This window comes from Labrys sp. LIt4 (assembly GCF_017813775.1).
Classification (GTDB): Bacteria; Pseudomonadota; Alphaproteobacteria; order Rhizobiales; family Labraceae; genus Labrys; species Labrys okinawensis_A.
This window is the reverse complement of the sequence record NZ_JAGIPY010000011.1, coordinates 28,761-52,683: the sequence shown is the minus strand read 5'-3', so window position 1 is coordinate 52,683 and position 23,923 is coordinate 28,761. Positions and strand designations below refer to the sequence as shown.

Sequence of the window (23,923 nt, the reverse complement as noted above, 5' to 3'; positions counted from 1 at the left end):
AAAAAAGTCTTCGAGCCAGAATGAGGCCGTAGAGCTCAGCAAAATTAGAGCATCTGAAAATTACCATTCGAATTTGAACCAATCGGCCTATGCCGACAACCAAAATTGCCGGCTTCCGATTGGAGCTCGTGCGATTTTCGACTCCATTGTTACTTAAAGGTCACATTGCAGCAAAACTATTTCACAACTTCACCTTGCATCCGGCAGGCAAGCCGGCTTCCGCGATCCAGGGGCAAGGGGAGAAGGACATGCCCGGCCACACGTGAAAAAGGCGGGCCACGAAGACCCGCCTTTCGGCCACCCGCGCGGGATGGCCATGACCGCGTTTTCACGGGCCGGGCAGAGCCGGCGCCCTGTGTTACCTGTTCAGCATCGGCAGGTTCATGCCCTGCTCCCTGGCGCAGTCGATGGCGATGTCGTAGCCGGCATCGGCATGGCGCATCACGCCGGTGCCGGGATCGTTGACCAGCACGCGGGCGAGGCGCCGGTCGGCATCCTCGGTGCCGTCGCAGACGATGACCATGCCCGAATGCTGCGAATAGCCCATACCGACGCCGCCGCCATGATGCAGCGACACCCAGGTCGCACCCGATGCGGTGTTGAGCAGGGCGTTGAGCAGCGGCCAGTCGGACACGGCATCCGAACCGTCACGCATGGATTCCGTCTCGCGGTTGGGCGAGGCGACCGAACCCGAGTCGAGGTGGTCGCGGCCGATGACGATCGGGGCGGAGAGCTCGCCGTTGCGCACCATCTCGTTGAAGGCGAGGCCGAGGCGGTGGCGCTGGCCGAGGCCCACCCAGCAGATGCGGGCGGGCAAGCCCTGGAAGGCGATGCGTTCGGCGGCCATGTCGAGCCAGTTGTGCAGGTGCTTGTCGTCGGGGATGAGTTCCTTGACCTTGGCGTCGGTCTTGGCGATGTCGGCCGGATCACCCGACAGCGCGGCCCAGCGGAACGGGCCGACGCCGCGGCAGAACAGCGGGCGGATATAGGCCGGCACGAAACCCGGGAAGTCGAAGGCATTGTCGACGCCGACTTCCTTGGCCATCTGGCGGATATTGTTGCCGTAGTCGAAGGTCGGCACGCCCATCTTCTGGAAATCGAGCATGGCGCGGACATGCACGGCTATCGACTTCTTCGCCTCGGCGACGACATGGGCCGGCTCGGTGCGGGCGCGCTCCTTGTATTCCTCCCAGGTCCAGCCGATCGGCAGATAGCCGTTCAGCGGGTCATGCGCGGAAGTCTGATCGGTGACCATGTCAGGGCGGACGCCGCGGCGCACCAGCTCGGGCAGGATCTCGGCGGCATTGCCGAGCAAGGCGATCGAGACGGCCTCCTTGCGCTCGCAATAATGCTTGACGAGTTCGAGCGCGTGGTCGAGATCCCTGGCCTGCTTGTCGACATAGCGGGTGCGCAGGCGGAAATCGATGCTCTGCTGCTGGCATTCGATGTTGAGCGACACGGCACCGGCCAGGGTCGCGGCCAGCGGCTGGGCGCCGCCCATGCCGCCGAGGCCGGCGGTGAGCACCCAGCGGCCGGCGAGATCCCCGCCATAATGCTGGCGGCCGGCCTCGACGAAGGTCTCGTAGGTACCCTGCACGATGCCCTGAGAGCCGATGTAGATCCAGGAGCCGGCCGTCATCTGGCCGTACATCATCAGGCCCTCGGCATCGAGCTGGTTGAACTTCTCCCAGGTCGCCCAATGCGGCACCAGGTTGGAATTGGCGATGAGGACGCGCGGCGCATCGGCATGGGTCTTGAACACGCCGACGGGCTTGCCGGACTGCACCAGCAGCGTCTCGTCATTGTTGAGGTTCTTCAGGGTGCGCACGATGGTGTCGAAGCATTCCCAGTCGCGTGCGGCGCGGCCGATGCCGCCATAGACCACCAATTCCTTGGGGTTCTCGGCGACGTCGGGATCGAGATTGTTCATGAGCATGCGCAGCGGCGCTTCGGTCAGCCAGCTCTTGGCATTGAGCTGAGTGCCACGCGGGGCGCGGATCTCGACATCGCGGAAACGGGCATTGCTGAGCATGTACATGACCTCTTGTTGCTTGTATATACAAGTTAGCGACAAAACGGCAAATCTGTCAAGGGAGAACCGATGACGGAAATCGATCTTCAGATCGGCCCTGCAGTCACCCCACCCTGTTCGAATGCCTGCGATGCTCGATGCGGTAGCGCCCGCCCGGCAGCAGCAGGCGGACCGCGGTGACGACATGCTGCAGGGCCTCCTCGCCACCGCCGGCGTCCGGGGCCGGCGCCCCCACCCAGCCGGTCGCGAAGGTGCGACGACGGATCAGCAGGCACGGATCGGCCCGCGAGATCGCCAGCAGTTTGCACTCCCAGGCCTGCGGCAGCACCGCCTCGATGCGATGCTCCGCCTCGCTCCACGGCACCACCGCACTGAGCACCTCATTGGGCGTCACCCGGGAAAAATCATGATCGAGATAGCCGGGCGCCACCGCCGGATTGACGAAACGATCCTCGAGCTGGATCGGCACCTCATTGTCGCAATGCACGATGATTGAATGAAAAACCGGGCTGCCGATCGGCAGTTCGAGGAGATCGGCGATATCGGGCGTCGCCTTCAGCGTATCGAGCAGCAGCACCTGAGCGCTGTAGTCATGGCCGCGCCCGCGGATTTCCTCGGCGATATTGGTGACGGCGAACACGTCCGAATGACTGTTGCCGCCCGCCACGAAGGAGCCCCTGCCCTGCATGCGGACCAGCACGCCCTCGAGGCTGAGCTCGCGCAGCGCCCGGTTCACCGTCATGCGGCTGACCCCGAGCTGCTCGACCAATTCGCTTTCGGAAGGGATGCGATGATCCGGCGGCCACTCGCCGCTGCGCACCCGCGCGAGGATGTGCTGCTTCACCTCGGCATAGAGTGGCGTGGCAGGTATGGCGGGCTCCGGCTTCCTGTCCGGCGGCATGCTCATGACGACGTCATTCCTCAAAATCGACTCACCGCCTCATGCGGCACTTGCCATGATCGCAAAATTATGTATAAAACTTATATATACAAGTTGCGAACTCGTCGGTACACAACATGCCCGATTTCCGCCCACAACTCCAGAGCAACCGCAGCCTCCTGGCCAGCCAGGCGCTGCTGCCCGATGGCTGGGCCCGGAATGTACTGATCGAGATCGACGTTTCAGGCCGGATCAGCGCCGTGACCCCCGACGCCAGCGCCGATGGCGCCGAGATCGCATCGGGGCCAGTGCTGCCCGCCATGCCCAACCTGCATTCCCACGCCTTCCAGCGCGCCATGTCCGGCCTTGCCGAGGTATCCGGCGCGGGCAGCGACAGCTTCTGGACCTGGCGCGAGGAAATGTACCGCACCGTCGGCCAGATCACGCCCGAGGATGCCGAGGCGATCGCCACCCGGCTCTATGTCGATCTGCTCAAGGCCGGCTTCGGCTCGATCGCCGAATTTCACTATCTGCATCACGACAAGAACGGCTCCCTCTTTGCCGACCGCGCCGAAATGTCGAAGCGCATCCTGGCCGCGGCCCGAACCAGCGGCATCGGCTTGACGCTGCTGCCCGTCTTCTACGCCCATGCCAATTTCGGCGGCGTCGCGCCGCATGAGGGCCAGCGCCGCTTCATCCACGATGTCGATGGCTTCGAGCGGCTGATGGCGGAACTCGCCCCGGCCTGCGCCACGCAGGGCGCCACGCTCGGCTATGCCTTCCATTCGCTGCGGGCGGCGACGCCCGAGGAAATGAAGACTCTGATGGCGAGCCTGCCCAAGAGCGGGCCGCTGCACATCCACATCGCCGAGCAGCAGAAGGAAGTCGACGATTCCATCGCCTGGAGCGGCAAACGCCCGATGCAATGGCTGTTCGACCATATGCCCGTCGACGAGCGCTGGTGCCTGATCCACGCCACCCATGCCGATCCGTCCGAACTGCAGCGCATGGCGGCGAGCGGCGCCGTGGCGGGCCTGTGCCCGGCGACGGAAGCCAATCTCGGCGACGGCATCTTCGACGCGGTCGCCTATCGTGCCCGGAGCGGGCGCTTCGGCATCGGCACCGACAGCCATGTTTCCCCCAGCGTGGTCGACGAGTTGCGTACGCTCGAATATTCGCAGCGCCTGCGCGACGAAAAGCGCAACCGGCTCGCCAATGGCCCGCACCGCTCGGTCGGGCGCGATATTTACGATGCGGCACTTGCCGGCGGCGCCCAGGCCCTCGGCCAGCCCATCGGCGCCATCGCCCCCGGCATGATCGCCAGTCTCGTCGTGCTGGATGGCAACGATGCTTTCATAGACAGCGCCAAGGATGACGCTATTGTCGATCGCTGGCTGTTCGCGCTTGGCGACCGTACGGTGCGTGACGTCATGGTTGAGGGGCAGTGGCGTATCCGCGACGGGCGTCACGACCAGGACGACATCATCAATGCGGCCTTCAAGACCGCGATCAGAAACCTGGCCCGCCATTGAGGCGCGCAGGTTGCTGTCAACATAGGGGAATTGATGATGAAGAAGACCCTCATTTCCACCGCCATCCTGGCGCTGGCGACGCTGGTCAGCGTTCCGGCCGCCCAGGCCAAGGAGTGGAAAACCGTCACCATCGGCCTGGAGGGCGCCTACGAGCCCTGGAACCTGACCAAGCCCGACGGCACCATGGATGGCTTCGAGGTCGACCTTGCCAAGGATTTGTGCGGGCGCATCAAGGTCGAGTGCAAATTCATTGCCCAGGACTGGGACGGCATGATTCCGAGCCTCAATGCCGGCAAGTTCGACGTGATCATGGACGGCATGTCCATCACCGAGGAACGCAAGAAGCAGATCGACTTCTCGCGTCCCTATGCCGGCGAGCGGGCCGGTTTCGCCACGCTGAAGTCCAACGATCTCGCCAAGCTCGCCGGTACCGGCACCGTCGTGACGCTGTCGGGCGACCCCGCCAAGGACAAGGCCACGCTCGACACCCTGCGTGAAGCGCTGAAGGGCAAGTCCGTCGGCGTGCAGGTCGCGACCAATTATGCCGAATGGCTGGCCAAGAATTTCAAGGACACCATCACCGTCACCGAATACAAGACTGTGGGTGAGGCCGACCTCGACCTGGCTGCCGGCCGCGTCGACGCCACCGTCGGCGATGTCACCTTCTATTATTCGGTGCTGTCGCGCCCCGATCATTCCGAAATGACGCTGGCCGGCCCTGAAATCACCGGCCCGGTATGGAGCGAAGGCATCGGCCCGGCCTTCCGCAAATCCGATCCGGAGCTGCGCGACATGTTCGACAAGGCGATCGGCGAAGCCCTTGCCGACGGCACGATCAAGAAGCTCAGCATGAAGTGGTTCAAGACCGACATGTCGCCTCAGACCAAGTCCTGAGGCGCAGGCAAGTCCTGATCATCGACCACGCCGGCATCCGGGCAGGGGAACCGCGTCCCGCCCGGATGCCGCCCGGCCAAGCGGCGCAAGACCGACCGGGGTACTGCAAGGGCGATCCAGAATGAAGCCGATCCGGAAAACCGGGCGGCAGAACCCAAAGGGGAACCGACAATGAAGAAGTATCTGCTCTCCTCGGCGCTGCTGGCGCTGAGCACTCTTGTGGCCATGCCCGCACCGGCCAAGGAGTGGAAGACGGCCACGATCGCTCTGGAAGGCGCCTACGAGCCCTGGAACCTGACCAAGCCCGACGGCAGCATGGATGGGTTCGAGATCGACCTCGCCAAGGATCTGTGCGGCCGCATGAAGATCGAGTGCAAATTCATTGCCCAGGACTGGGACGGCATGATCGCCGGTCTCAATGGCGGCAAGTTCGACGTGATCATGGACGCGATGTCGATCACCGACGACCGCAAGAAGCAGGTCTCCTTCTCGCAGCCCTACGCCCAGACTCCCGCGGGATTTGCCGGCTTGAAGACCGGAGACCTCGCCAAAATGGACGGCACCGGCACCACGGTGACGCTGACGGGCGAGGCCGGCCATGACAAGAGCACGGTGGAGAAGATGCGCGAAGCCCTGAAGGGCAAGACCATCGGCATTCAGACCGCCACCGTCTACACCAAATTCGTCGAAGAGAACTTCAAGGACATCGCCACCATCACCGAGTACAAGACTTCGGGCGAGCGCGACCTCGACATCACGGGCGGGCGCATCGATGTCGGCTTCGACGACGACACCTATTTCACCTCCGCCTTCTCCAAATCGGGCAATGAGCAGATGACCCTCCTCGGCGCCCAGATCGCCGGTCCGATCTGGGGCGAGGGTATCGGCCCGGCCTTCCGCCAGTCCGACAACGACCTGCGCGAGATGTGGGACAAGGCGATCGGCGCGGCCATCGCCGACGGCACCGTCAAAAAGCTCAGCCTGAAATGGTTCAAGCTCGACGTGACCCCCGTCAAGGGATCTTGACCGCCGATGACGCTTCTGCGGACCGGCATCAGCCGCCCCGCAGGACCGCCAGGTAGGACGCACCGTCGGTTTCAGCCCCCTTGGTGCCGAAAACTGCCGGCATCGCAGCCATAGCCCCTGTCTCTCTGGCCTACCCTAAGAGGAGAGCCAAATTGTGGACGTAATTACCAGCCTGTCCGACAAGATCTCCTATCTGATCGCCACGCTCGGCTTCGGCGAGACCGGTTGGGGGCTCTATCTCCTCGGCGGCGCCGGAATGACGCTGGCCGTCACCCTCGCGGCCATGCTGATCGGCGCCATCGTCGGCGCCCTGGTCGCCTGGGCCAAGATCGCCGGTAACCTGCCGGCCACCCTGATCGGCAATGTCTATACCGTGGTGCTGCGCGGAGCCCCCGAACTGCTGATCATCTACATGGTCTATTTCGGCCGGGTGGTCGATGTGATCGGCAATTCGCTGGGCGCGCTCGGCATCGGCAACAGCACCACGATCAACAGCTTTCTCGCCGGCGCCCTCGGCGTCGGCCTGATCTCCGCCGCCTACCAGGCGGAGGTCTTCCGCGGCGCCTTCACCGCCATCGCCAAGGGCGAGATCGAGGCGGGCCGCGCCATCGGCATGCCGCGTTTCATGCGCTTTCGCCGCATCATCGCGCCGCAGATCATGCGTTTTGCCATTCCAGGGCTTGGCAACGTCTTCCAGCTCAGCGTGAAGGACTCGGCCCTGATCTCCGTCACAGGCCTGGTCGAGATCATGAACGCCGCCAACAAGGCGAACGGATCGACCCGACAGCCCTTCTTGTTCTACACCGTGGCGGCCTGCCTCTATCTCATCCTGACGACCTTCTCGACCCAGATCTTCAGTGCCGGCGAGCGGCGGGTAGCCAAGAGCTTCCGCCGTCCGGTGGGATCGTAGGTGCCGCCATGAGTCTCGATTTCGCCCTGGAAGCCCTCAACAAGATCCTGGCGGTCCTGCCGACGACGTTGATGCTCTTCATCTTCTCCGTCCTGCTCGGACTGGTCTTCGCGCTGATCGTGCTGTGGATGCGCATGAGCAGCAACAGGTTGCTGTCCGGTATCGCCAAGACCTACATCTTCATTTTTCGCGGCACGCCGCTCCTGATCCAGATCTTCCTGATCTTCTACGGCCTGGCCCAGTTCCAGTTCATGAAGGAATCCTGGTTCTGGCTGGTGCTGAAGAACCGCATCGCCTCGGCCGTGTTCGTGATGGCGCTCTGCACCGCCGCCTATCAGGCCGAGATCCTGCGCGGCGGCCTGCTGGCCGTCTCGACCAAGGAGATCGAGGCGGCGCGTGCCATCGGCATGTCCGGTTTCAAGCTGCTCTATCGCATCATCGCGCCGATCGCCCTGCGCCAGGCGCTGCCGGCCTATTCGACCGAGGTGATCCTGACATTGAAATCGACCTCGCTGGCCGGACTGATCGGCGTGGTCGAGATGACCGGCATCGCCCAGAAAATCGGCCGCCAGGCCTTGCTCGACGTGCCGGTCCTGGCTCTGGCCGGTATCATCTATATCGCTCTGAGCTATGTCATCATCTTCCTGCTCGGCCTCGCCGAGCGCCAGCTCTCTCCCCATCTGCGCTTCATGCCGCCGAGCGCGCAGACACCGCGCACCATCGTCGGCTGAAAGGAAACGCCATGGCCGCTTCCAGCGAAATCGCGCTCAGCGTCAAGAACATCCACAAGAGTTTCGGCGATCACGAAGTGCTCAAGGGCATTTCGCTCGATGCCCACCAGGGGGATGTGATCTCCATTCTCGGCGCCTCGGGCTCGGGCAAGAGCACCTTCCTGCGCTGCATCAACCTGCTCGAGACGCCCGACGAGGGCGAGATCGTCGTCGCCGGCGAGAAAGTCGAGATGCGCCGCAGCAAGAAGGGCCGCCTCGAACCCTCCAACGGCAAACAGGTCGACCGCATCCGCTCCGAACTCGGCATGGTGTTCCAGAGCTTCAACCTGTGGTCGCACATGACGGTGCTGCAGAACCTGATCGAGGGCCCGGTGCATGTGCTGGGCCGCCCCAAGGCCGAGTGCATCGCCGAGGCCGAGGCCCTGCTGGAGCGGGTCGGCCTGGCCGAGCGCCGCAACTACTATCCCTCGCACATGTCGGGCGGCCAGCAGCAGCGCGCCGCCATTGCGCGGGCGCTGGCGATGAAGCCGAAGGTGATGCTGTTCGACGAGCCGACCTCGGCGCTCGATCCCGAACTGGTCGGCGAAGTGCTGCGTGTGATGCGGGGTCTTGCCGAGGAAGGCCGCACCATGCTGGTGGTCACCCACGAGATGGGCTTTGCCCGCAACGTCTCCAACCGGGTGATGTTCCTGCACAAGGGCGAGGTGGAGGCGGACGGCTCGCCCGACGAATTGTTCAAGGAGCTCAAGTCGGAACGCTTCAAGCAGTTCATCTCCAGCCAGCATCATTGACGATCTGGCGCGACGGCAGGTGGGTTGCGGCGCCCCTCCCCCTTACCCTCTCCCCGTAAGAACGGGCGAGGGTAAGGGGGAGGGGCTGCGCAATCTCGGCCTCAATTTCCCTATCCGATATTCTTCCTCGTCCTGGTTTCCCCATGTCCATCGTTCTTGACCGCCCCCTCGCCTGGCGAGAGATCGCCGCCATCGCCGAGGGGACGGAACTCGCCCTTTCCGAAGCTGCCCGGCAGCGCCTCTTCCATGCCCGGGCCATCGTCGACGCCATCGTCGAGCGCGGCATCCTCGCCTATGGCGTGAACACCGGCGTGGGGGGCCTCGCCAACGTCATCGTCGACAGGCCGCAGCAGCGGCAATTGTCGCGCAACATCCTGATGAGCCATGCCGTGGGCGTCGGCGCCCCCCTCGGCAAGGCCGAGACAAGGGCGATCATCGCCGCCGCCATCAACAATTACGCCCATGGCCGTTCCGGCGTCAGGCCCGCAGTGGTCGAGCAGTTGCTGGCCCTGCTGGCGCATGACTGCCTGCCCGAAGTGCCCTCGCTTGGCTCGGTCGGCTATCTCAGCCACATGGCCCATATCGCCCTGGTGCTGATCGGCGAGGGCCACGCCGTGCTCGACGGGCAGAGACTGACAGGCGGCGAGGCGCTGGCCCGCATCGGGCTGGCGCCGCTGGTGCTGGAGGCCAAGGAGGGCCTGAGCCTGGTCAACGGCTCGCCCTGCGTCACCGGCCTTGCCGCGCTTGCTCTGGCCCGCAGCGAAAGACTGGTCGGCTGGGCCGACGTCACGGCCGCCATGAGCTTCGAAAACCTGCGCGGCCAGCCGCGGGCCTTCGACGAGGCCTCGCTCGCCTTGCGCATCTCCGAGGGCATGCAGGCGACGGGGCGGCATCTGCGCGCGCTGCTCCAAGGCAGCGCTATCCTGGCCGCGGCGGCCGGACGCCAGACCCAGGACCCGCTCAGCCTGCGCGCCGTGCCGCATGTCCATGGCGCGGTGCGCGACGCGCTTGCCGAAATCGGCGCCACCGTCGACCGCGAACTGGCCTCGGTCACCGACAACCCGGCCGTGCTCGGCACGCCCGAAGCGCCCGAGGTCTTTTCGCAGGCGCATGCCGTGGCGCCCGGCATCGCCCTCGCCATGGATACGCTCGCCATTGCCGTGGCCGAGCTGGCGGCGATGGCGGAGCGGCGGATCGACCGCCTCGTCAATCCGCATGTCAGCGACCTGCCGGCCTTCCTCGCCGTGGGCAGCGGCGTCTCCTCCGGCTTCATGATCGCCCAATACACCGCTGCCTCGCTGGTGGCGCTCAACCGGCGCCTCGCCAGCCCGGCAAGCCTCGACGGCGGCATCACCTCGGGCCTGCAGGAGGATCATCTCAGCCACGCCACGCCATCGGCCCTCAAAGCCCTGCAGATCCTCGACAATGTCGAGCACATCCTGGCAATCGAACTCATCGCCGATGCCCAGGCCTATGACCTTCAGGCCGAAGACCTCGCCAAGGCGCCCGGCACCGATGCCTTCTATCGCGACGTGCGCACGGCCCTGCCGCCCTATCGCGACGACCGTCCCTTGGCGGGCGACATCGCCGTCGCGCGCGGGATCATCCGCCGGGCGGACGCCACCGCGGCCTGAGACGGCGCCGATTCTTTACCCTCCCCTCGATGGGAAGGGTCGGCCTGAAAGGCCGGTGGTGTGGGTCCGCGGGTCATCATCAGCGAACACTGAATTTCTTGCAAAGCTGCCACCCCACCCCGAGGCTTCGCCTCGACCCTCCCCATCGAGGGGAGGGTAAAAGAGCACCGTCTCCACCAAGCCGGCTCCCACAAGCTCAAGCCGCCCGCTTCACCAGTTCGGCCACCATGGCGGCCGTCCAGGTGAAATGGCCGCCGCCGAGGCCCTCGCCGGAGATCGGGTCGTAATATTCAGCAAAGCCGCTCTCCTCGATCAGGGCCAGGCTGTCGGCCTCGACCTTGGCGGCGGCGTCCGCGAGATTGCAGCGCCGGAGCCCGTCGGCGATCAGCATGTTGACGATGATCCAGGCTGGCCCGCGCCAATAACGCTTGGATTCGAAACGCCGGTCCGCCGGATCGTGGCTGGCCACGCCAAAGCGCGTGCGCTTGCGCCAGGCGTCGATGCGGCCGGCAATGCTCCTTTGCCGCGCTTCGCCGCCCAGCGCAGCGAAGACCGGCAGCAATCCGCCGATCGAGGGACTGTCGATCAGTTGGTTGGAGACGCGGTCGAGGCAGAGATACTGGCCGAAAGTGTCGCTCCAGAGCGTCTCGAAGGCCGCTCTCGCCTTGGCGACGCGCTCTCGGGCCCGGGCGGCGATCTCGGGCTCGCCGAGCGTCTCGGCAAGCTCGGCGAGGTCGCTGTCCGAGCGGATCAGGATGGCGTTGAAGCCGGGATCGACCACCTTGAAGGGCGAGGCCTCGTGCAGCCTGGCATTGTCCCAGCCAAGGCCGCGAAAGCGCTGCAGCAGCCAGAGGAAGCGGTCATAGTCGGCCTTATGCGGACGCTGGGCGGAATCGACATGCTCGGTATCGCGGCGCTCATAGGGCTCCACCCCGTCGGTCGGCACGCGCATCATCGCTTCGTCCCAGTCGATCGAATTGTCCCGGCCGGACTCCCAGGGATGGATGATGGCTACGAGCCCGGTGTCCTTGGGATCGCGGCAGGCATAGAACCAGCGATGCCAGGCCTCCGCCTTGGCCAGCAGGGCCTGCGCCTTGCGCCGGGCAAGCTCCCGGTCGCCGGCCTCGTCGTGGAGGCGCTTCATCACATAAGCCAGCACCGGCGGCTGGGTGATGCCCGAGGTCGGCACCGGCCGGCCGGTGCGCCAGACGCCGGGGCCAGGGAAATAGCCGTCGTCGTCGACGTGGAAGACGATGTGCGGCACCATGCCATCCGGCCATTGATGATCGAGCAGGGTCTCGACCTCCTGCCAGGCCCTGGCTTCGTCGAGATGGCGCAGCCCCAGCGCCGTCAGGCAGGAATCCCAGTTCCACTGGAAGGGATAAAGCCCCTTGGTGGGGATGGTGTAGGCGCCGCGATCATTCTCGCGCAGCACGGCAGCGGCCCGCTCGAAGGCAGCGGCACGGTCAAGTCGGCTCATGAAAAGCTCCCAATGCGTTCGTCATGAAAGGGGGTGATGTCGTCAGAGCACGGCCGCTGAACTCTCGACGTCGAACCAGCGCACACTACCGGGGCGCGGCGCCAAAGTGAGATTTTCGCCGGGGCGGACTTCACGATCATTGTCGACGATGGCCCGGAACAGGTGGCCGCCGACATCGAGTGAGACGAGCTGATGCGGGCCGAGCGGCTCCACCACCCTGACCCGTCCCGTCAGCCCCTCGCCGCCTGGCGTCAGTTCCTCGGGCCGGATGGCGAACTCGACCGGCCGGGATGTCGCTGGCGCCGGCAGTTTCAGGCCGGCAACTTCGGCCGTCGGACCTGCCACCGAGGCCGGCAGGAAATTCATCGGCGGATTGCCGATGAAACCGCCGACGAAGCGGGTCGCCGGATAGGCATAGACCTCCGTCGCCGGTGCCGCCTGCACGATCCGGCCCTGATGCATCACGGCGATGCGGTCGGCCAGACTCATCGCCTCGACCTGGTCGTGGGTGACATAGATCGTAGTTGTGCGGCTTTCCTGCAGGATACCCTTGAGCTCGGCCCGCATTTCGAGGCGGAGCAGCGCGTCGAGGTTGGAAAGCGGTTCGTCCATCAGGAGGACGGCCGGCTCCACGGCCAGGGCGCGGGCGACGGCCACCCGCTGGCGCTGGCCACCGGAGAGCTGGCCCGAATAACGCTGCAGCAGCTGATCGATATGCATCAGTCCGGCCGCGCGCTTCACGCGCTGCTCGACTTCCTGGTTGAGCAGCTTCTTCATGCGCAGGCCGAAGGCGATGTTCTCGAAGACGGTCATGTGGGGGAACACCGCATAGTTCTGGAAGACCATGGCGATGCCGCGGTCGCGCGGGGGCAGCCCGTCGACCCGCCTGCCGCCGATATGGACCTCGCCGCCGCTCGCCGTCTCCAGCCCGGCGACGATGCGCAGCAGCGTGGTCTTGCCGCAGCCCGAGGCGCCGAGCAGCACCAGGAATTCCTGGTCGCGGATGGCGAGGTCGAGCGTGTGCAGCGCCGTATAGGAACCGAAATTCTTGCGCACGCCCCGGATCTCGATGTCGGCCATCGGGCCCTCCTCAGCGATTGGCGATGCCCCAGAGCGAAAACAGATATTTCCGCACCAGGAACAGGAAGATCAGGGCCGGGATGATCAGCACAAAGGCGCCGGCGAATTTCAGCGGCAGTGGCGAGACATCGAGGCTGGTGAGCAGAAAGGCCGTCAGGGTCTGGTTCTGCACGGTGAGCACCGACGCCGCGAACACCTCGTTCCAGGAGGTGACGAAGGCGAACACGCCCGAGGCCGCGATGCCGGGCAGCGCCAAGGGTGCCACGATCCTGACGAAGGCCTGGGCCCGGTTGCAGCCGAACACCCAGGCCGCCTCCTCCAGCTCCACGGGAATGCTGACGAAGAGCGAGGAGGTGATCAGGATGGCGAAGGGCAGCGCCAGCACGGTGTGGATCAGCGCCAGGCCGAGCAGCGTGTCGTCGAGGCCGGTACGCAGATAGAACACCGCCAGCGGCAGCGCGAGCAGCGGCAGGGGAAAGGCGCGCGTCATCAATACGAGGATGCGGAAGGCGCCCTTTCCCCTGAAGCGGAAACGGGCCAGGGCATAGCCGGCCGGTGCGCCGATCAGGATGGAGAGCACCATGGTCAGCCCCGCCACCAGCAGCGAATTCATCAGGGCCCTGATGACGCCGGCATAGTTCCAGAAGAAGGCGAGGCTGGTGAGATCGAAGGCCGGCCAGAAGCGCTTGGGCCAGCCCGTCACCGCGGCGGGCGCATTGAAGGCATCCACCGCCAGCAGATAGATCGGCACCAGCACCCAGGCGCAGAGGACGATGGCGGCGATGCGCAGGCCCCAGCGAGCCGGGGCGGCGGTACCCGCATCGTCTTGCGTCACGACGGCCCCGCTCATGACACCGCTTCCTTTTTCTCGCCCAGCGCCCACAGGAAGAAGACGGTCAGGGCGATCGAGATCGCCAGGGTCACCATGGCGTAGGCGGCGGCTCCGGCACGATCCTGCAGGGTGAATTGCCAGCCATAGGTTTCGCCCATCAGGACCGGCAGGTTGGTGCCGGCCAGCACCAGCACGATGGCGAAGACCTCGAAGGCCAGGATGGTACGCAGGATCAGCGCTGTCTGCAGGCTGGGGCGCAGCAGCGGCAGGGTGATCCTGACGAAGCGCTTCCACGGCCCGGCGCCGAACACCTCCGCCGCCTCGTAATATTCGCGCGGAATGAGCGACATGCCCGCCACCAGGATGACCAGCACCACCGCCGTCGCCCGCCAGAGTTCGGCGAGCACGATGGCGGCAAAGAGCAGGACGATGTTCTGATAGCCCAGCAGGAGCTGGGGGCCGGCGATCAGCCCGAGGGCATGGCGGGCGCTGTTGAGGAAGCCGTTCTGCTCCAGGATGGCCAGCCAGATCAGCCCGGCGGCGAGATCGGAGATGCCGAGCGGGATGGTGAAGACATAGAGGGCGAAATCGCGCCCCCTGCCGAGATTCATCACCAGGGCCGCCATGGCCAGGGCGAGCGCGATCTGCAGCGGCACCACGATCGCCGTGAGCACCACCGTGTTGCGCAGCGCCGGCCAGAACTTCCAGTCGCTCATGATCGAGCGGAAATTGCCGGTCGAGACCTGGCCGAACTGCGTGAAGGCTTCCACCGCGACCTGGGCGAACGGCACCAGGAAGAAGGCCACCAGGAAAAGCGTGGCGGGGGCGAGCAGCAGATAGGGAAGAACGCGGACATTGCTCACGGGTTTGGTCCTCCTGGAGCAAAACGCTACGGCTATTCGACCTTGCAGGCCCCTTCGCTCTTGGGGTCGGGCGCCCAGCAGGGGGCCTTCTTCTCGTCGAGGATGGCCTGCAGCGACTGCGCCTGCTGGTCCAGCACCTCGCGCGCCGGCTGGCCGCCGAGCACGATGCGCTGGAACGTATCGGAGAAGACCTTGTTGTAGCGCCCGCCCGCATCGCCGATGCCGATCGGCAGCAGCACGGGCAGGGAATCGGTCGCCGCGTTCTGCGCCGCCACCACCGGTCCCAGGATCTTGGCGCTGGCCGGCATGTCGTCGGGCAGCTTGACGTCGACCACCGGGAAGAAGCCGGTCGCCTTCACCATGGCGATCTCCGTCTCGGGCTTGAGCATATAGGCGACCAATGCCTTGGCATCCTCGGGCGCGTTCGAGGTCTTGGGCACGGCGATGCCGGTGATCACCGGCATGTTGGCGCGTCCCTTCGGCCCGGCCGGCACCGGAAAGACCACGAAATCGTCCGGCTTCTGGTTGAGCGCGTCCTTGAGCCGGGCGACATGGTCCCAGGCCACCCAGACCTCGCCGTTCAGCAGCGGCTCCTGCATGAAGGCATAGGAGGTGGAGGCCGGCGTCACCGCCTCGTGCCAGAAGTCGCGGAAGTCGCTCCACATTTTCTCGGCTTCGGGCGACTTGAACTTCACCACCGCCGCGCCGGTGAAGGAAGGCAGGAGATAGCCCTGGAAGAAACGATGCGACAGCCCCTTCGGGCCGGCGGGAAAGCCGATCTTGGGACCGCCAGAGGCCTGCGCCATCGCCTTGCCCCAGGCATAGAACTGCTCATAGGTGATCTTCTGCAGGTCCGTGCCCTTGGGCAGATATTGCAGCGCCTGCTTGCTGGCGATCATCACATAGGTCGCCTGCATCCAGGGAATGTATTTCTGCTCGGCCGTGCCGAGCTTGCCGAACCCCATATAGCTTTCGGCGACGGCCCTGGCAGGTACCACGCCGTCGAGATTGACGAGGCCGTCGGGAATGCTGGCCAGCTCGCCATGCAGGCCGCCCAGCACGGTGATGGCCCCCGATCCAGCCTGCAGCTCGGCCTGGATACGGGTGATGAACGGGCCGGCCTCCTGGGCGGAATAGGTGACGGGCTTGCCGAAGCCTGGCAGCACATTGTCGCGAATGGCCTGCGATTCCTCCACGGGCGTCGCCTGGGTCGACCAGAACAGCAGGTTCTGTGCCCCCGCCATCGAGGGTGCGGCCAGCGCGGCCAGCAGGGCAACGCCGCTCACAAATCCTCTCCTCCGTGCCGCCATCCTCGCCTCCCCCTTATGCATGCGCTTGCCTCCTGGTGCGGCCGCTGCGGGCCTTGGAAATCGCAATCGTTCAATCGCCGGGCGCGGGCCCATGGCTGGCTCGAAGCTCCAGCTTCGGTTCCAGCAGCAGGGTCCTGATGCCGGCTTCACCCTGCTCTATCCGCGCGATCACCATGTCGCCGGCAATGCGACCGCTCTCCCGGATGTTCTGGTCGAAGGTGGTGAGCGGGGGATGGGCGTAGGCTGCCATCGGCACATTGTCGAAGCCGACGACCGAGACGTCGCCGGGCACGCCGAGGCCGAGTTCGCGGGCGACGTCGAGCACGGCGAAGGCAAGCTGATCGGTCAACGCGATCACCGCCGTCGGCCGGGGCTCGAGCGACAGCAGCGCCCGCGCCGTGGCATGGGCGCCCTCATGGTCGTTGGGAGCCACCTTGACGACGTGTTCGGGGTGCAGCGGCAGGCCGAGCTGGTCCAAGGCCCGCTCCAGGCCGCGGCTGCGGAAATGGGCGAAGGTGTAGGCCACATCGGGCATGACCAGGGCGAAGCGCCGGTGTCCGAGGGAGGCCAGCTGACGCGCCAGCCCGTCCAGCGCCTTCTCACCATCGGTGTCGAGCCAGGAATAGGGGCCGGGCGCCTCGATCAACCGGCCATGGGCGACGAAAGGAATGCGCCGCGCGATCAACATGCGCGCCCGGGCGTCGTCGACGGTCAGGCGATTGATGACGATGCCGTCGGCCTGCGAGCCGTCCACCATATGGCGCAGGACCTGCAACTCGTCGCGGTGCTGGGAACTGGCGGCCAGAAAGAGATCGCGCCCAAGCTCGGCAAGGCTGTCGGCAAGACCGAGCAGGAACTCACCGACGAAGGCATCGGTGATCTGTCCCGCCGGCTGCGGCAGCATCATGCCGATGGCATTGGAGCGCCCGGAGACCAGCATGCGCCCGGCGCGGCTGGCGACATAGCCATGCTCCCGCGCGGCCTGGGCCACGCGCTCCCGCGTCTTCTGGGAAACGTCGGAATAGCCGCCGAGCGCACGCGAGACCGTCGGCACCGACAGGCCGAGCGCCCTGGCGAGCTCCTTGAGCCCGATTGCCCGCGACGTTTCACTCACTTATTTTCTCTTCAAAACGTTTTGAAGAGAATCCAAAACGTTTTGGAAAATGTCAAGCTCGGAGTCGAACAGCGGGTATTCCGATGCCAGGGGAGGCGGTGCGTGGGGTCACTTGGACACAGGGGTAACCCAAGTCACTTGGGCGAGCCCGGCGTGGATGCTATGGACCAGGGACGTTACGGAAGAGGCGATGGTGACGACCGATGAGCATCGCGGGCCAAGACAGGCTGGATTCACCACACCCGCTCGCCGGGCCTGTCGGCATCGGCGGCTGGCTCATCCTCCCCTTGCTGGATGTCGTCATCAATCCGTTCTATTCAGCCTATGAAATCCATTCCGTGCTGACCGGCTGGAACCTGCTCGGCCCCTTTGTCGGCGGCGCGGAGGACGGGCGCTTCGAGGCTGCCCGGCTGCCGCTTCTCGCCTACACCTTCACATCAGTCGTCAGGGTCGCTCTTGCCGGCTATTGCCTCTGTCTGATGCTGAAACGCTCGCCCCGGGCGCCGAGATGGATGATCATCTACTATGCGGTGGAACTCGTGCTCGGCTTCCTGGATTTCTTTCTCTATCGGACGGTGGAGGACATGCTCCAGCAGGCGAGTTCGCAGGACTATTGGGTCCTGCCCTTCATCGCCGCCATCTGCCTGATCTGGATCGTCTATTTCCGGCGTTCCCGGCGGGTGGCGAACACGTTCCGGTCACGGGAGGAGGCCGACAGACAGCTCGGCGAGATATTCTCGTGAGATGGGAACGATAGCCCCTGCCGGGAGCGTTTTTTCCGGAAGCGTTGCCGGCACGCACCGCGGGACCCGAGGAGACGATGACGATGACGCACCGATCGTTCCGGCCAGGCCTGCTGGCCGCATGGCTGCTCTTGGCGACGCCCGCCTTGGCCCAGACTGCCGCGCCGGGTACCGAGCAGGGCTGCCGCGACCTGCTGGCCGCCTTCTCCGAGGCTCACTCCCTCAGCCTCACGGCCGAGAAGGTCGACGCCAAGGGAACGAAGGGCTGCCTCTTCGGCAATCTGCGTTCGGAGGCCAAGCCAACATCGTTCACCATCGACACCGTCGATGTCGATTTGATCGAGCCTGATCCCGCGGACGGCGGCAGGCTGCCGCTGGCGCTCCGCCTGACGGCAACGGGGATGCGTCTCTCCGGTGGTTCGGGCGATGCCGCCCAGGACTACATGCTGCAGCTCTCGCGCGACCCGCTCGCCTTCTCCATCGACTATGAGCTGGACACGACGAGCAAGACGCTGAAGCTTACCGCCTTCACCTTCAACACGCGGCATGGGGCGCTCAGCGCTTCCGCCGAGATCGCCCGTTTCGACCCCACGGCGACTGAGAGCCAATCGAAGACGATCGTTACGCGGACGGCGCTGAAATCCCTCGAATTCAGCCTGCAGGACGAGGAAGGCGAGATCCAGCGCCTGCTTCTCCTGCCCGTCGGCTATACCTTGCTTCGCGGCTCGGCCGACCCTGCAGCCCGCCTGAAGCAGATCAAGGACCAGGCCGCGGCCTGGCTGCGCATCACTTTGAGCCTCACCAACATGCCCCCGGCGCAGGTCGAGGACACCATCGCCGCGCTCACGGATTTTCCCAAGGCGACCAAGCCCTTCTATCTGTCGATCAAGCTGCCCCAGCCGGTGGGTGTCGACGACGTCTTCCGCATCATGATCGGGAGCGCCACGCCCGGCGAGCTGTTCCCCGACGGATGGATCAATCTCACTTACGGAAAGTAGTGCGGGCCGACCTCCTCGACCATGCCGGAACACGCGCGAGCAGCCTTCCCCACTTCGTGGGAAAGGCAGGACGCGCCTCTTTCTGCCCGATAATTCAGGTGCCTCTCACGCCACCGGGAAGGGCTCGTCCTCCAGGAAGCGCTTCAGCACGTTCCAGGTGATCCGGGAGACGTTGTTGTCGTAATTGTTGTGGCTGAGCGAGCCGCACCAGGCGATCGAGGAGGTCGCGAACAGCGCGCCGCCCGACGGCGTCTCGCCGAAGGCGAGATCGGCATGCACGCGCGGATTGACGTCGCCGCCGATATTGGGCGGCACCACGCCGAACTCCTCATTGACCAGCAGCATCATCGGCGAATGGTCGACCGAGGAGGCCAGGCGCAGCATGTTGGGGGGCGAGCCCAGATCCGTGGCCAGGCAATCGAGTTCGATGCCGGCCGCCCCGCCGCCGATCAGGCCGAAATCGCCGATGATCTCGTCCGGCACGCCCTCGAAGATGAAGGCGGCGCGAGGATTGTCGGCGTCGGGGGCGCGGCGATAGGGGCTGGAGACGTCGAAGCCCTGGGCGATGAAGCCGACGCCGCAGATCACGTTGGGCGCCCGGCCGATGCGGCGCCAGAGGCCGCCATATTCGCCGTTGAAGGACTGGTAATACTCGCCGGGCTCGGCAATCCAGGTGCGGATGCCGTCCTCGGCCCGGCGCAATTCGATCACGCCCGGCAGGCTCTGGTGATAGGCGATGCGCCAGTACCAGCCATTGCCGCCCATATACATCAGCCGTCCGCCGCGATCGATCCATGCCTTCATCGCGTCCCACATCCGGGTGGAATGATATTCGGGATGGGTCCCGGTGATCACCACCTGGTAGTCGCGCAGCAGCTCGTAGCCGTCCTCGTGCAAATCTTCGTCGGTGATGACGTCATAGTCGACGCCGCGGAAATCGAGCCAGTCATAGAGATGGGTGTCGGCATTGTACTGGTAGAGCGCCGAACCGTGGCCGCCGAGCCAGGAATGATAGCGCGGCGAGAAATTGAGCACCGGCCGCAGGCGGCTCGAATAATGCACGCCCGAACCGTCCGCATGGCAGTCATAGAGCGAGCCGCCGAGTTCGGGATGCTCGTAGAGATAGACATCGGAATGGCCGAAGGTGAGCAGCCGGTTCATGGCGAGCTCGGCGCCGCGCGCGGTGATGTGCTCGCCATGATTGGCATAGGCCATGTAGGAGGCCGTGGGCGCCAGCATGGCGAGCTTGGGGCGTGAGCCCTTGAGCCGCCGGCGCGGCGGGCGCACGAAGAAGGCGATGTAGTTCTCGCGCGTCACCGTCTCGTCGCTGTCGCCGCAGGTGACGTGCAGCGCATAGGGGCCGCTCTTCAGCTCCTCGGGAATGACGAGGCTGACGGAAGTTTCCCAGCCCGCGTCGTAGAGATCGTCGTGGTGGAAATGGATGGCGCCGTAATGCTCGGGCTTCAGGTTGAAGTCATGCGCCTCGCCGGTCCAGTTCCAGCCCTTCATGCCGCGGGTCGGCAGATGGAAGAGCTCGCCATGATGATGCGAAGGGCCGATATCGATGGCCCGGGTCGAGCCGATCTCCCGCGAAAAATCCCACTGCGCGATGATTTTGGCCTGCAGGGCGGCCGGCCGCGGCGTCAGCAGCAGCGCCTGATGCTCCTCGGGGGCGTGGAAGCCGGCGAGCAGGGCGGGTCCGTCGATCTTGCCATCGAAATGCTCGGTCACCGTGCCGTCCGCCTGCTGGCAGCCCGCCAGCATGAAGGGCGCCTCGACCGAGGGCAGCGACAGCGCCAGGCTGGTTTCCTCGAATCCCGTATCGAAGACATGGGCATAGGGCTTCACCGGGCGCTGGGAGAGCATGACGCGGCCGCCGGCGGGATCGATCGCCACTGCGATCGCATACCATTGGCGCACCAGCATGCCGTCGCGCAGTGCGAATTCGGCCTGCCGGCCCGGGCCGTCGCCCACGATGACGGCGAGGCGCCCGCCTTCCAGCATCTGGATGCGAAAGCCGCGCTGCGTGGCCGGGTCCCATTGCGCCGCGATGGTCTGCGGCCCGCGGGACGGCAATGTCGGCCACAGCATGGCGAAGAAGGTGAAGGGCTGGGCGCCAAGCGCGGGCATGCTGGTCGCCTGCATGTAGGAGCCCGCATCGATGCGCTGGGGACGGCCGGCGTGGCGGCCGTCGATAGCGGTCGGCACATGCGGAAATTTCAGGCCCGGTCCTTCGGGATTGCAGTCGCCATGCCGCACCCGCACCAGCCGGGCGTCGAAGCCATCCCCTTCCTCGAGCGAGATTTTGAAGGCGATGGTCTCGCCGGGAGCAACCGAATAGCGATCGGGATAGCCGGTAATTTTCAGCATGGGGTGGCTCTCGGATGGAATTGTTATCGTGGCAGGGCGGAAAGGCCTTCTCCCCTTGTGGGTGAAGGCTCTCGCGCCTCAGTCCCGGAAAGGCAGGTTGATGCTCTCACCGGTCAGCAGGCGCCAGCGCCGGCGGAAGATCTCCCATTCCGCCTCCTCGCGGCTGGTGAAGACGGGCTCGTCCTCATAGACGATCGGATCGCGCCGGTCGGGCGGCATGGTGGCGAGCACCCATTCTTCGAAGGGCTTGCGGCAGAACAGGATCATCTGGTTGCCGCTGGGATCCTGGCGCATGATGTGCAGCACGCGCTGCAGACCGGGGCTGTGGCGCCCGATCGGGCAGCGGCGGAATTCCTCGATATACTGACGGTCCGCCTGGGGATCGATCTTGTAGACCATGGCACAGCCTTCACGGGCATGAGCGTTTTGCGATTTGATTGAAACGTCATCGCAGAGACGCGTCAGACCAAAGAGGGAGAGCAAATGAGCGTTCACGCCTGAACGCGCTCTGCTCCGGATGGAACGGCGGGGGCGACTGGCGCGAGCACGAAGGCCCCGAGATCGCGCATATCGGCGAAGACGATATCGGCGCCTGCAGGCGCCTTGCCGCCGGCGCCGTGGAAGGCGGTCAGCAGGCCCGCGGCCTTGGCCGAGGCAAACCCCGTATGACTGTCCTCGACTCCGAGAACATGAGCCGGCAAAACGCCAAGCCTGCGGCAGGCCGTGGCATAGGGCTCGGGATCGGGCTTGCCCTTGGCGACATCGTCGAGACTGATCGAGAAGGCGATGAAGGGCAGGATGCCGAGCCCGGCAAGGTTGGCATCGACCACAGGACGGCTGGAGTTGGAGACGCAGGCCTGCCGGATGCCGGCGTCCGCGAAGCGGCGCACGAGATCGAGCACGCCAGGCAGGGGTCGCAGCGTGTGGGCGCGGGCAATGTAATAGTCGACGATCGCCTTGCCCCAGCTTTCTTCCGTGACGCCGGCGGGCATGCGGCTTTCCAGCATACGCCAGACATCACCCATGTGAATACCGCGGAAACGATCGTCATGCAGGTCCGACATGTCGATGCCGAGATCGCGGCTGATGGCATTGAGTGCCTCCTGGTGCAGCGGCTCGCTGTCCACCAGCGTGCCGTCGATGTCCCAGGCGATAGCCTCGATTCTCATACGTCCTCCTCACGAAGCCGGCGATAGAGCCCGCGGAAGGCCCGGTATCCCGCTTCATAGACTGCCTTGTTCTGCGCATTCGGCTCGATCCGATCGCGCAGGCTGATGAAACGCGAGACTTCGGGCCATTCCGAGGCAAGTCCCGCCCCAATGGCCGCCGTCCAGGCTGCGCCGAGGCAGGAACCGGGATGGCCGTTGAGACGCTGCAGGGGAACCTGCAGCACGTCGGCGACGATCTGCATCCAGACCGCGCTGTTCGAACCGCCATCCGAAACCAGGTAATTGGTAGTGGCGTGCCCCATGTCATTCAGGGTCTCGACGTGATGGCGGATAGCGTAGGCATAGGCTTCGAGCAAGGCGCGCCAGAGATGGGCAAGCCCGGTCGCCAGGCTGAGGCCCGAGAAGGAACCCCGGATGACGGGGTCGTGGATCGGCGTCTTCTCGCCGAGAAAATAGGGCAGGACGTGCACGCCCTCGGCCCCCGCCGGTATGTCGGCGGCGAGCCGGTCGAGATGCTGGTGCAGACTGAGGCCCTCCCGGATGGCCGCCTCGCGCTCGCCGCCCGCGAAGGTCGCGGCAAACCAGTTGAGCCCCGAGCCGCCGGTCGACATGCAGCCATTGGGCACGTAGAGCCCCGGCACCAGATGGTAGTCGAGATACATGCGCAGATCCGGCGCCACCTTGTCGGAGGCGATCAGCACATCCGCCGAGCCGCCGAATTTCAGGAGGACATCACCGGGCGCCACCACACCCGCACACAGGGCCGAGGCGATATGGTCGGCCGCCCCGCCCACGACAGGCGTTCCGGCATCGAGGCCGGTGGCCGCGGCCGCTTCCGCCGTGACGGAACCCAGAATCTGGTGGGACAGCCGGCGCGGCGGCACGGCGCTGCGCGGAATATGGGCGAGCGCCACCAGATCATCGGCGATGTCATGGCTGGCAAGATCGGTGAAGCCGGCCTCGAGCGCCCAGTTCTGCTCGACCGCCCTCACCCCGGTCAGGCGCCAATTGATGTAGTCATAGGAGCCGAACACGGTGGCGATGCGCGCAAAGCCCTCCGGCTCGTGCTTTTCGAGCCAGCGCAGCTTGGCCGTCACCAATTGCTGGTTGATGCCGTTGCCGGCCCGGGCCAGGAAGGCGTCCTCCGCGATCTCGGCAGCCAGTTCGGCCACCTCCTCCCCGCAGCGCCCGTCGCTCTGCTGGATGCTGGGGCGGATCAGATTGCCGTCACCATCCAGCAGCACCACGGCCGGAAGCATGCCGGTAACACCGACGGCCGCGATCTCACCGGGCGCGATGCCGCTCGTGGCGATCAGTTCACGGGTGATGGCGCAGGCATTCTCCCACCACTGGTTCGGATCCTCCTCCGCCCAGCCGGCATGGGGCGAGCGCAGCGTCACGGGGCGGGAGGTGAGGCCGAGCACCTCACCCGGCAGCCGGATCAGGATGCCGATGGTGGAGGTCGTGCCGATGTCGAGTCCGAGGACGCAGGGCATGGAAAGTTCCGAAATATGTATATTCGCAGGATGGGGGG

At 65.4% G+C, this 23,923-nt stretch carries 21 protein-coding genes; 9 read left to right on the top strand and 12 right to left on the bottom strand.

Annotated elements, in window-relative coordinates:
• Positions 1-358: 358 nt before the first annotated feature.
• Entirely contained in the window at positions 359-2,032 is a 1,674-nt protein-coding gene (hutU, locus tag J8I29_RS19940) for a urocanate hydratase (protein ID WP_209432993.1), read from the bottom strand.
• Between the two features lie 103 nt (positions 2,033-2,135).
• Positions 2,136-2,939: a histidine utilization repressor gene (hutC, locus tag J8I29_RS19935; RefSeq protein ID WP_245197178.1), complete on the bottom strand. Its 804-nt coding sequence runs from the start codon at positions 2,937-2,939 to the stop codon at positions 2,136-2,138.
• Between the two features lie 110 nt (positions 2,940-3,049).
• On the opposite strand from hutC, the gene J8I29_RS19930 reads away from it, so the two are divergent.
• From J8I29_RS19930 to hutH, 7 genes are all read left to right on the top strand, one after another.
• Positions 3,050-4,444: a formimidoylglutamate deiminase gene (locus tag J8I29_RS19930; protein WP_209432992.1), complete on the top strand. Its 1,395-nt coding sequence runs from the start codon at positions 3,050-3,052 to the stop codon at positions 4,442-4,444.
• A 36-nt stretch (positions 4,445-4,480) separates the two neighbouring features.
• A complete protein-coding gene (locus J8I29_RS19925) occupies positions 4,481-5,338 on the top strand; it encodes a transporter substrate-binding domain-containing protein (RefSeq protein ID WP_209432991.1) in 858 nt (285 codons plus the stop codon).
• Positions 5,339-5,509: 171 nt separating this feature from the next.
• Positions 5,510-6,364: a transporter substrate-binding domain-containing protein gene (locus J8I29_RS19920; RefSeq protein ID WP_105863401.1), complete on the top strand. Its 855-nt coding sequence runs from the start codon at positions 5,510-5,512 to the stop codon at positions 6,362-6,364.
• A 196-nt stretch (positions 6,365-6,560) separates the two neighbouring features.
• A complete protein-coding gene (locus J8I29_RS19915) occupies positions 6,561-7,274 on the top strand; it encodes an ABC transporter permease subunit (RefSeq protein ID WP_105863650.1) in 714 nt (237 codons plus the stop codon).
• Between the two features lie 8 nt (positions 7,275-7,282).
• Positions 7,283-8,005 (top strand): ABC transporter permease subunit, encoded by a 723-nt coding sequence (locus tag J8I29_RS19910; RefSeq protein ID WP_209432990.1) that lies wholly within the window; start codon positions 7,283-7,285, stop codon positions 8,003-8,005.
• An 11-nt stretch (positions 8,006-8,016) separates the two neighbouring features.
• Complete coding sequence (locus tag J8I29_RS19905) at positions 8,017-8,796, top strand: ATP-binding cassette domain-containing protein (RefSeq protein WP_105863403.1); 780 nt, start codon at positions 8,017-8,019, stop codon at positions 8,794-8,796.
• 143 nt (positions 8,797-8,939) lie between these two features.
• Positions 8,940-10,430 (top strand): histidine ammonia-lyase, encoded by a 1,491-nt coding sequence (gene hutH / locus J8I29_RS19900; protein WP_209432989.1) that lies wholly within the window; start codon positions 8,940-8,942, stop codon positions 10,428-10,430.
• A gap of 196 nt (positions 10,431-10,626) precedes the next feature.
• Here hutH and J8I29_RS19895 read toward each other — a convergent pair whose 3' ends face one another.
• The 6 genes from J8I29_RS19895 to J8I29_RS19870 all read right to left on the bottom strand — a co-directional run bounded on the left by J8I29_RS19895 (position 10,627) and on the right by J8I29_RS19870 (position 17,109).
• Positions 10,627-11,910 (bottom strand): trehalase family glycosidase, encoded by a 1,284-nt coding sequence (locus J8I29_RS19895; RefSeq protein WP_209432988.1) that lies wholly within the window; start codon positions 11,908-11,910, stop codon positions 10,627-10,629.
• 42 nt (positions 11,911-11,952) lie between these two features.
• A complete protein-coding gene (locus J8I29_RS19890) occupies positions 11,953-12,990 on the bottom strand; it encodes an ABC transporter ATP-binding protein (protein ID WP_209432987.1) in 1,038 nt (345 codons plus the stop codon).
• A gap of 10 nt (positions 12,991-13,000) precedes the next feature.
• Positions 13,001-13,840, bottom strand: coding sequence for a carbohydrate ABC transporter permease (locus tag J8I29_RS19885; protein WP_209432986.1), 840 nt, complete (start codon positions 13,838-13,840; stop codon positions 13,001-13,003).
• Complete coding sequence (locus J8I29_RS19880; RefSeq protein ID WP_209432985.1) at positions 13,837-14,685, bottom strand: sugar ABC transporter permease; 849 nt, start codon at positions 14,683-14,685, stop codon at positions 13,837-13,839. The genes J8I29_RS19885 and J8I29_RS19880 overlap by 4 nt, the downstream gene beginning before the upstream one ends.
• A 32-nt stretch (positions 14,686-14,717) precedes the next feature.
• The gene (locus J8I29_RS19875) at positions 14,718-15,971 is read right to left on the bottom strand and encodes an ABC transporter substrate-binding protein (RefSeq protein ID WP_348536088.1); all 1,254 of its coding nucleotides are present in this window, start codon (positions 15,969-15,971) and stop codon (positions 14,718-14,720) included.
• 94 nt (positions 15,972-16,065) lie between these two features.
• Complete coding sequence (locus J8I29_RS19870) at positions 16,066-17,109, bottom strand: LacI family DNA-binding transcriptional regulator (protein ID WP_209432983.1); 1,044 nt, start codon at positions 17,107-17,109, stop codon at positions 16,066-16,068.
• Positions 17,110-17,312: 203 nt separating this feature from the next.
• On the opposite strand from J8I29_RS19870, the gene J8I29_RS19865 reads away from it, so the two are divergent.
• Positions 17,313-17,852: a DUF2569 domain-containing protein gene (locus J8I29_RS19865; protein WP_209432982.1), complete on the top strand. Its 540-nt coding sequence runs from the start codon at positions 17,313-17,315 to the stop codon at positions 17,850-17,852.
• 83 nt (positions 17,853-17,935) lie between these two features.
• Complete coding sequence (locus J8I29_RS19860) at positions 17,936-18,850, top strand: hypothetical protein (protein ID WP_209432981.1); 915 nt, start codon at positions 17,936-17,938, stop codon at positions 18,848-18,850.
• Between the two features lie 105 nt (positions 18,851-18,955).
• Here J8I29_RS19860 and J8I29_RS19855 read toward each other — a convergent pair whose 3' ends face one another.
• The 4 genes from J8I29_RS19855 to J8I29_RS19840 form a co-directional block, all read right to left on the bottom strand.
• Complete coding sequence (locus tag J8I29_RS19855) at positions 18,956-21,220, bottom strand: N,N-dimethylformamidase beta subunit family domain-containing protein (RefSeq protein WP_209432980.1); 2,265 nt, start codon at positions 21,218-21,220, stop codon at positions 18,956-18,958.
• A 78-nt stretch (positions 21,221-21,298) separates the two neighbouring features.
• On the bottom strand, positions 21,299-21,619 hold the full coding sequence (locus tag J8I29_RS19850) for a hypothetical protein (RefSeq protein ID WP_209432979.1): 321 nt from the start codon (positions 21,617-21,619) through the stop codon (positions 21,299-21,301).
• 92 nt (positions 21,620-21,711) lie between these two features.
• Positions 21,712-22,389 carry an HAD family phosphatase gene (locus tag J8I29_RS19845; protein ID WP_105863414.1) on the bottom strand — a complete coding sequence of 226 codons (678 nt, stop codon included), beginning with the start codon at positions 22,387-22,389 and terminating at the stop codon, positions 21,712-21,714.
• Positions 22,386-23,885: an FGGY-family carbohydrate kinase gene (locus J8I29_RS19840; protein ID WP_209432978.1), complete on the bottom strand. Its 1,500-nt coding sequence runs from the start codon at positions 23,883-23,885 to the stop codon at positions 22,386-22,388. Before J8I29_RS19840 ends, J8I29_RS19845 begins: the two co-directional genes overlap by 4 nt.
• Between the last annotated feature and the right edge of the window lie 38 nt (positions 23,886-23,923).

Coding starts and splice junctions, on each gene's coding strand:
- hutU (WP_209432993.1), bottom strand. CDS start 2,032: ATGCTCAGCAATGCCCGTTTCCGCGATGTCGAGATCCGCGCCCCGCGT.
- hutC (WP_245197178.1), bottom strand. CDS start 2,939: ATGAGCATGCCGCCGGACAGGAAGCCGGAGCCCGCCATACCTGCCACG.
- J8I29_RS19930 (WP_209432992.1), top strand. CDS start 3,050: ATGCCCGATTTCCGCCCACAACTCCAGAGCAACCGCAGCCTCCTGGCC.
- J8I29_RS19925 (WP_209432991.1), top strand. CDS start 4,481: ATGAAGAAGACCCTCATTTCCACCGCCATCCTGGCGCTGGCGACGCTG.
- J8I29_RS19920 (WP_105863401.1), top strand. CDS start 5,510: ATGAAGAAGTATCTGCTCTCCTCGGCGCTGCTGGCGCTGAGCACTCTT.
- J8I29_RS19910 (WP_209432990.1), top strand. CDS start 7,283: ATGAGTCTCGATTTCGCCCTGGAAGCCCTCAACAAGATCCTGGCGGTC.
- J8I29_RS19905 (WP_105863403.1), top strand. CDS start 8,017: ATGGCCGCTTCCAGCGAAATCGCGCTCAGCGTCAAGAACATCCACAAG.
- hutH (WP_209432989.1), top strand. CDS start 8,940: ATGTCCATCGTTCTTGACCGCCCCCTCGCCTGGCGAGAGATCGCCGCC.
- J8I29_RS19895 (WP_209432988.1), bottom strand. CDS start 11,910: ATGAGCCGACTTGACCGTGCCGCTGCCTTCGAGCGGGCCGCTGCCGTG.
- J8I29_RS19890 (WP_209432987.1), bottom strand. CDS start 12,990: ATGGCCGACATCGAGATCCGGGGCGTGCGCAAGAATTTCGGTTCCTAT.
- J8I29_RS19885 (WP_209432986.1), bottom strand. CDS start 13,840: ATGAGCGGGGCCGTCGTGACGCAAGACGATGCGGGTACCGCCGCCCCG.
- J8I29_RS19865 (WP_209432982.1), top strand. CDS start 17,313: ATGAGCATCGCGGGCCAAGACAGGCTGGATTCACCACACCCGCTCGCC.
- J8I29_RS19860 (WP_209432981.1), top strand. CDS start 17,936: ATGACGCACCGATCGTTCCGGCCAGGCCTGCTGGCCGCATGGCTGCTC.
- J8I29_RS19855 (WP_209432980.1), bottom strand. CDS start 21,220: ATGCTGAAAATTACCGGCTATCCCGATCGCTATTCGGTTGCTCCCGGC.
- J8I29_RS19850 (WP_209432979.1), bottom strand. CDS start 21,619: ATGGTCTACAAGATCGATCCCCAGGCGGACCGTCAGTATATCGAGGAA.
- J8I29_RS19845 (WP_105863414.1), bottom strand. CDS start 22,389: ATGAGAATCGAGGCTATCGCCTGGGACATCGACGGCACGCTGGTGGAC.
- J8I29_RS19840 (WP_209432978.1), bottom strand. CDS start 23,885: ATGCCCTGCGTCCTCGGACTCGACATCGGCACGACCTCCACCATCGGC.